General features: G+C 57.6%; 10 protein-coding genes. All 10 read left to right on the forward strand.

The window, feature by feature from the left end; translation table 11 throughout:
* A partial coding sequence (locus tag AC1D0Z_RS13670; protein WP_477658774.1) for a nucleotidyltransferase family protein occupies window positions 1-357 on the forward strand: 357 nt, incomplete at its 5' end.
* Complete coding sequence (locus AC1D0Z_RS13675; protein ID WP_477658775.1) at window positions 350-1,201, forward strand: NAD-dependent epimerase/dehydratase family protein; 852 nt, start codon at window positions 350-352, stop codon at window positions 1,199-1,201. The genes AC1D0Z_RS13670 and AC1D0Z_RS13675, both read left to right, overlap by 8 nt.
* Before the next feature lie 38 nt (window positions 1,202-1,239).
* Complete coding sequence (locus AC1D0Z_RS13680; protein ID WP_477658776.1) at window positions 1,240-2,268, forward strand: radical SAM/SPASM domain-containing protein; 1,029 nt, start codon at window positions 1,240-1,242, stop codon at window positions 2,266-2,268.
* Complete coding sequence (locus tag AC1D0Z_RS13685) at window positions 2,265-2,834, forward strand: acyltransferase (protein WP_477658777.1); 570 nt, start codon at window positions 2,265-2,267, stop codon at window positions 2,832-2,834. Before AC1D0Z_RS13680 ends, AC1D0Z_RS13685 begins: the two co-directional genes overlap by 4 nt.
* A gap of 56 nt (window positions 2,835-2,890) precedes the next feature.
* Complete coding sequence (locus AC1D0Z_RS13690) at window positions 2,891-3,532, forward strand: class I SAM-dependent methyltransferase (protein ID WP_477658778.1); 642 nt, start codon at window positions 2,891-2,893, stop codon at window positions 3,530-3,532.
* Window positions 3,533-3,605: 73 nt separating this feature from the next.
* Complete coding sequence (locus AC1D0Z_RS13695) at window positions 3,606-4,622, forward strand: N-acetylneuraminate synthase family protein (RefSeq protein ID WP_477658779.1); 1,017 nt, start codon at window positions 3,606-3,608, stop codon at window positions 4,620-4,622.
* Window positions 4,619-5,296, forward strand: coding sequence for a cytidylyltransferase domain-containing protein (locus AC1D0Z_RS13700; protein WP_477658780.1), 678 nt, complete (start codon window positions 4,619-4,621; stop codon window positions 5,294-5,296). Before AC1D0Z_RS13695 ends, AC1D0Z_RS13700 begins: the two co-directional genes overlap by 4 nt.
* A complete protein-coding gene (locus AC1D0Z_RS13705; protein ID WP_477658781.1) occupies window positions 5,278-6,228 on the forward strand; it encodes a hypothetical protein in 951 nt (316 codons plus the stop codon). The genes AC1D0Z_RS13700 and AC1D0Z_RS13705 overlap by 19 nt, the downstream gene beginning before the upstream one ends.
* Complete coding sequence (locus AC1D0Z_RS13710; protein WP_477658782.1) at window positions 6,225-6,926, forward strand: WbqC family protein; 702 nt, start codon at window positions 6,225-6,227, stop codon at window positions 6,924-6,926. The genes AC1D0Z_RS13705 and AC1D0Z_RS13710 overlap by 4 nt, the downstream gene beginning before the upstream one ends.
* Window positions 6,923-7,417 (forward strand): PIG-L deacetylase family protein (locus AC1D0Z_RS13715; protein ID WP_477658783.1); only part of this gene is annotated, 495 nt, incomplete at its 3' end. The genes AC1D0Z_RS13710 and AC1D0Z_RS13715, both read left to right, overlap by 4 nt.

A 7,417-nucleotide genomic window follows, 5' to 3' on the forward strand; every position in this document is an offset into this window, starting at 1 on the left:
GCGCATACGTTGTCGGGCAATATCTTCACGATTTCGGCCATGCAACGCGAACACCGCATAGATTACGGCGTGCTGGACACCGGCGCCGACGGCAAGCTCACCGGCTTCCGTGAAAAGCCTGGCGTTTCGTATGAGGTCAGCATGGGCGTTTACATGCTCAGCGCCGCAGTGCTTGAGCAGATTCCAGCAGGCCGGGCCTATGGGTTTGATACCCTGATGCTGGACCTGCTGGCTGCCGGCCGGCCCGCGACGGTACGGACCTTTTCCGGGTACTGGCTCGACATCGGCCGGCCAGACGACTACGCCAAAGCCATTGACGAATTCGAGTCCATGAAATCGAGGTTTCTGGATGCTTGATGCCGTGGTCACCGGCGCAGGGGGATTTGTGGGCCGCGCCCTGGTGGCGGAGATGGCACGTCAGGGCATGGAGGTGCTTGCCCTGGAAAGGCAGCACGGCGATGTGGCGCATGAGGCGACCTGGCAAGGATTGCCCAAGGCCAGGGCGGTGATTCACCTGGCGGGCCGCAGTTATGTGCCGGATAGCTGGCAGAAGGGGCCTGATTTTGTGGAGTCCAACCTGCTGGGCACCGAACGGGCCCTGGCCTATTGCCGCCTGCATTCGGCGCGCATGGTTTACGCCAGCGCCTACGTCTACGGCATCCCCGAGACCCTGCCTGTTTCCGAAATACATGCGGCCAGGCCGAACAACCCTTACGCCCTGTCCAAGTACCTGGCGGAGCAGCTTTGCGAGTTTGCAAGCCGCTACCAGGGCGTACCGGTAACGGTTCTTCGGGTTTTCAATGTGTTCGGGGTCGGCCAGCGTCCCGAATTCCTGATTCCTTCCATCTTGGCCCAGGTCAGCGCGGGCAAGGAAATTCGGGTGATGGATCTCAAGCCGCGGCGGGACTATGTTTTCCTCGACGATGTGGTCACCGCCTTCTTGCAATCGCTGAACAGTGTCTCAACTTTTGAAAGAATGAATATTGGTTCCGGCGTATCCTGCTCGGTGGGCGACGTTATCAATACGATTCAATCTGTCGCCGGTACGTCGTTACCGGTTGTTTCCCAGTTCTCCGAGCGTGCGCAAGAGATTCCGGACGTCAGGGCCGATATCTCGTTGGCCCAGCGCAGCCTCGACTGGACCCCACGATGGACATTCGCAGATGGTGTCCGCAAAATACTGAATGGAGCCCCATCTTGACTGAACGTTACGTACCCATTAACAAGGGCAATTACTCCATGGACACCCAGGAGCGGGAAGATCTTTTCGATCAATACCGCGGTGAAGGCTGGGAAGCGCAATATAAGGACTACCGCGAGAAGTGGTCCGCGCTGCCAAAGAGCCAGACGGTTTCCGATTACCCGTTGCTCGTCGACCTGGAGCTATCGTCGATTTGCAACCTGCACTGCCCGATGTGCTACACGATCACTGATCATTTCAAGGAGCAGGTCAATACGACGCGCATGGACTGGGATCTGTATTGCCGCATCATTGACGAGATCGGCGGCAAAGTCCCGGCAATCCGGCTCAGCCTGCGCGGCGAAGCGTTATTGCACAAGCGTTTTGCCGACTGCATCCGTTATGCGAAGTCGCGCGGCATCAAGGAAGTCTCTACCCTCACGCATGGCGGCAAGCTAACCCTGCCATTCTTCGAGGAGATTGTTGACGCAGGCATTGACTGGATCACGATCTCGGCCGATGGTGTTGGCGAAACCTACGAAAAGATCCGCAAGCCGATCAAGTTCAAGGACATCATGAACAAGATCAAGGCCATGAAAAAATTCAAGGAAGAACGCGGTCTGCATCGCCCGGTCATCAAGGTTCAAGGCATCTGGCCCGCGATCCGCGAGAATCCGCAAGAGTACTACGATACCTTTGCGCCCAACGTTGACCTGGTGGCATTCAATCCGCTGATCGACTACCTTGGCAACGATACACATATCGAGTATCTCGAAAACTTCACCTGCCCCCAGCAGTACCAGCGGCTCGTTATCGGCGCCGACGGCCTGGTCATGAAGTGTTCGAATGACGAGGAAAACCGCGAGATCATTGGCGACATCAACCACCAGACCGTGCATGAGATCTGGCATGGCGAGAAGATGACGGCGATCCGGGAGCAGCAGAAGCGGGATCGCGGGTTTCTCGAAAGCCCGATCTGCCGGAAATGTTATCTGCCTCGTCTGACCGAGGACGAGGAAGGCGAAGTTAGCGGCCGCACTTTCAAGGTCAAGAACTACGTTTTTCGTATCCAGGTTGTCGGCAAGTGAACTCGGTCGTGGTCCCTGATGTYGCGTCTTACCGAAATCGTGGCGGTCTGATTCAGCGTGCGATCTCGCGTTACAAAATCGCCCGTTATTTCACCGCTGCTGGGCATGATGTGGTTGTGAAACGCACCGCCGAGTTCAGGCTCGTTGCGAACGCCACATTGAAAGTGGGCCACGGTTGCACCATTCAGGACTACTCGTTCTTTCAGTTGACCATGCCAGATCCAAAGGTCTACATTGGAAATAACACGRTTATTGGCCGGCACAACATCATCACCGCGAAAAACCTGATTCGTATCGGCAACGATGTMTTGATTGGCTCCTACGTACAGATCATCGACCACAGCCATGGTATTGAGCGCTCCTCGCCGATGCGCCAGCAGCGCGCRTTAATTGGTGAGGTTGAGATTGGCGATGATGTCTGGATTGGAGCGGGTGCAAAAATTTTGATGGGCGCCAAAATCGGGCGTGGGGCAGTGGTGGGCGCCAACTCGGTGGTGCGCGGCGACATTCCGGAATACGCCATCGCGGTGGGTTCACCCGCCAGGATCGTCAAATACAGGGGATAGCCTGTTGTGTCTGCGGGCGAACACGTCTGCTCAGTTTCGGATCACTCGATATGCACATGCTCAAGAAAATCAAACAACGGCTTGGCCTGCGGTATTACCTGTTGAAGGTCCGGTTCCGGCTTTGGCGGGAGAAGACCGATTTTCTAAGGCGGGTGGCTGCTGCGGAGTCGCCGAAAGTAGTCATCGGCTCCTCGGGTGTATTCAGCGATGGCTGGATACCCAGTAATTATCAATACCTGAATCTTCTTAATGAAGCTCACTGGGACAGGGCCTTTGGTGGTCGTAAGGTTCACGCCCTTCTGGCGGAGCATGTTTGGGAGCATTTGAATGAGGCGGAAGGATTCACCGCACTGAAGCTGGTTCGAAAATATATGGCGGACGGAGCGCGCCTTCGGCTGGCTGTGCCTGACGGTTACAGTCCCAACGCAAGCTATATTGAAATGGTTAAGCCGGGTGGTACGGGAGAGGGGAGCGATGATCACAAAGTGTTGTACAACGTCGATTCCCTTGAAAAAATCATGGTCGCGGCGGGTTTCCGGGTTGAACGAATTGAATATTACGATGCTGTGGGGCAGTTTCATCAGGTGCCCTGGGGTCCTGCCGACGGTATGGTGCACCGCTCTTTGAAGTACGACGAGCGTAATGCGGGCGGCCAGATCGCTTACACCTCGCTCATCCTTGACGGCTTTAAAGCCTAACTGTCAATTCGAATGAATCTTTCGTCATCAATAGAGCAGAGTGATTGCGTATGGATGCGCAAGGATTAGAGCCATGTTCAAAAATTATCAAAAAAGCCGCTGTTACATCATCGCCGAGATAGGCGGAAACTTCACCACGCTTGAGCAGGCAAAGCGCCTGATTGACGAGGCGGCCGCCTGCGGGGCAGATGCGGTCAAGCTGCAGACTTACCGCGCTGAAACGCTGTCAAGCAAAGCCGCGATCTTTGACATGGAGAACACGGGTGTGACGTCCCAGTTCAACCTGTTTCGCAAGTATGAGATCGCAGCGGCGTTGCATCACGAAGTCTTCGCTTATGCCGAGAGCAAAGGTCTGGACTGGTTCTCTTCGCCCTCACACCAGAGTGATGTCGACGTCCTTGAAAAATGCGGAGTCGGCGTTCACAAGATCGGCTCGGACGACGCGGTTAACCTGCCGTTCCTGCGCTATGTGGCACGCACCGGCAAACCGATGATTCTCTCTACCGGCATGTGCACCCTCGACGAGGTGCGCGAATCGGTCGAGGCGATCCAGGTGGAAGGCAACAAACAGCTAATTTTGCTGCACGCCATCACGAGTTATCCGACCCATCCTGAAAATGTAAACCTGCTCGCGATGAAGACGCTGAAAGAAGCGTTTCCAGACCTTGACGTGGGCTATTCGGACCACACGCTGTCGCCGGTGGCCTGTCTTTGCGCGGTGGCGATGGGCGCGCGCGTGATTGAACGTCACTTCACTTACGACAAAAAGGCCGACGGCCCCGACCACATGTTGTCGGCCGACCCGCAGGAAATGAAGTGGCTGGTCGATGCGATCCGTGCCTTCGAGGTCATGCGCGGTTCTGGCATCAAGCAGCCGGCCGACAGCGAAGAGAATACGCGCCGCAACAACCGCAAGAGCGTGGTGCTGCAACGCGCACTCAAGGCGGGGCAGGCCATTGCGATGGATGACATTGCGGTGAAGCGTCCGGGCTACGGCATCCAGCCGAAGTTTTACGAAGCGCTCGCGGGCCGCAAGGTCAAGCGTGATCTGGCGCAGGATGCCGTGCTTGGGTGGGATGACCTCGAATGAGTCTGGGCATCGTGATCCAGGCGCGTATGGGCTCGACACGCTTGCCGGGCAAGGTGTTGCGTCCGATTGCTGGAAAGCCATTGCTGGGCCACGTGCTGGGGCGTCTTGCCGCGTTGCGGCATCCTGCTACGGTTGTGGTCGCGACCTCCACGCTGCCGCAGGACGATGCCATCAGCCAATGGTGCGAAGGCGAGGGCGTCAACTGTTTTCGCGGCGACGAACTGGATGTGCTCGACCGCTACCTGCGCTGCGCCGAAGCGTTCGGGCTGGATCCAGTTGTGCGTCTTACGGCCGACAACCCATTCACCGACATCGCGGAGCTTGACCGGCTGATCGACCTGCGCGCGCGTGAAGGACTGGCTTATGCGCACTCGTTCGGAATGATGCCGCTCGGCGTCGGTGCCGAGGTTTTCACGCTTGAGGCCCTGCGGCGCAGCCATGCCGAAGGTCATCTGTCGCACCACCGGGAGCATGTCAACGAATACATGCAGGAGCATCCAGAGCTATTTCACTCTGATGCGCTCGACGTCCCAGCGGGTAAACGTGCGCCCGACTTGCGCCTGACAGTTGACACCGAGGATGACTGGTTGCGTGCCTGTGAACTCGCCGGGCAAAGCCCGCAAGCGTGGCTGGACACTGAAAAGGCAATAGCGCTGTGTTCGCGATCTGCCTAGAAAGCTCCCATGCGCGCGGCATGGGGCACCTGTTCCGCTCGCTCAATCTGGCGCGTGAACTGCAGCGGCGCGGCCATGGTGTGGCCCTGCTTGTCAACGACGACGAGGTGTCGCTGCGAGTCCTGCGCGAGCATGGCCACGTCCCGCTGGTAGTCGACCTGCGCGATATGTCGGGAGGCTGGGAGCGCGCGCTGGTGGTGCATCACGGCTTTTCGGTCTGGATCAACGACCGACTTGATACCGATGCGGCCCATGCCGCGCAGGTACGGGCGGCCGGTGTGGCGCTCGTGACTTTTGACGATCGGGGAGGCGGCGCGGCGCTGGCTGACCTGCATATAGCTGCGCTTGCCTTCGAAGCCGGCCAGCTTGAGGGCAAGAAAGTGTTGCGCGGCGTCGATTACCTGGTACTCAATCCGGACCTGGCGCGCTATCAGCGTCTGCGCAGCGCGCAAGGCTCACTGCTGGTGACTCTGGGCGGAAGTGACACCTATGGGGCCACCATCAAGGTGGTCAACCAGCTTGCGGCACGGGGGTTGGGCGCGACGGTGGTCGTCGGGCCGGCCTTTGCGCATCGCCAGGCACTTGACGCGGTGTTGACCGACGCCTTCGAGCTACGCATCGGCGTGCCATCGATGGCCGAAGAGATGTCGCGCCACGAGCTCGCGATTACCGGCGGCGGCATCACCCCGTTCGAGGCCAATGCTGCTGGTTTGCCCTGCCTGGTGGTCGCCAACGAAGATTTCGAGATTCCAGTCGGCCGTGAACTCGAGCGCCTTGGCGGTGCACTATTCGTTGGGCATCACGACTCAATTGATTTGTCGGCCCTGGATAGCCCTTTGCCGCTGGAACACATGAGCCGGACAGGCATGGCTAACATCGGGCTGGGCGGTACGGCCCGCGTGGTTGATGCGCTTGAGGGGCTACGGCCGTGAGTAAAACCGTTGTAATCCATCAACCCGACTTCATGCCGTATCTCGGGTTTTTCCAGCGCTTCCTGAAGGCCGACCTGTATATCGTTCTTGACCATGTCCAGTTTGTCAACGGAACGAGCCGCAGCTGGACGCATCGCGACAAAATCAAGACCGCGGCCGGCGAACGGTGGTTGACCCTGAGCGTCAAGAAAACTCCCCGCGACACGCCCATCAATCGGGTCGAACTCTCTGAAAACGTGGATTGGATTGGAGACAACCTTAGTCTGTTGACAGAGAACTACCGTAGGGCCCCGTATTTTTCGCAGATCATGCCGCTGGTGGAGGCGCTGTACAGGTTGCCGCCGCGCCTTCTGGCCGACTTCAACCTGCGTTCAATCGACATGTTGATGAACCTGCTGGATGTGCGCGTGCCGATGGTGTTGTCGAGTTCGCTGGAGCCCAAAGGCCAGAAAAACGAATTGCTGATAGACCTGCTGGGTAAGGTCGGCGCCACGCATTACCTGTCGGGTACTGGTGCGAAGGACTATATGGCGCCTGAGCTTTTTAGAAATGCTGGCATCGAGGTGCTCTGGCAGGAATTCACTCATCCGGTGTATCCGCAGCAGTTTGGCGATTTTGTGCCTTACCTCAGTGCGCTGGATGCCTTGTTTAATTGCGGCGCCGCCGGCGCCCGGGAATTGATTCGGAGATCGACATGAATGTTCTGGCAATTGGTGCACATTTTGACGATGTTGAACTGGGGTGCGGAGGCGCGCTGGCCCAGCATGCCGCGCGCGGCGATAAAGTCTATGTATTTGTCGCAACCGTATCCGGTTTTACGAATCAGTATGACCAGTCGGTGCGCAGCAGCGAGATTGCGCGAGCTGAGGCCGAGGAGGCCATGAAGATTCTTGGTGTGACCAAGATGTATTGCGGCGATTTCAAGACGCTCGAAGTGGAGTTTGTAGACACTCTCAATATCCAGCTCCTGACTCTCGTACAGGATCTGAAAATCGACATGGTCTATTCTCATTGGACTGGTGACATTCACCATGATCACCAAGCCGTGGCGCGCGCATCCTTGCACAGTTGCCGGCACGTGCCGCGCTTCTTGATGTACCGCAGCAATTGGTATCACTCAACTGTGGACTTCCGTGGAAATTTCTATGTGGACATCACGGAGCACTGGCAGGTCAAGGAGCGGGCGATT

The organism is Polaromonas sp. P1_E3 (assembly GCF_056405935.1).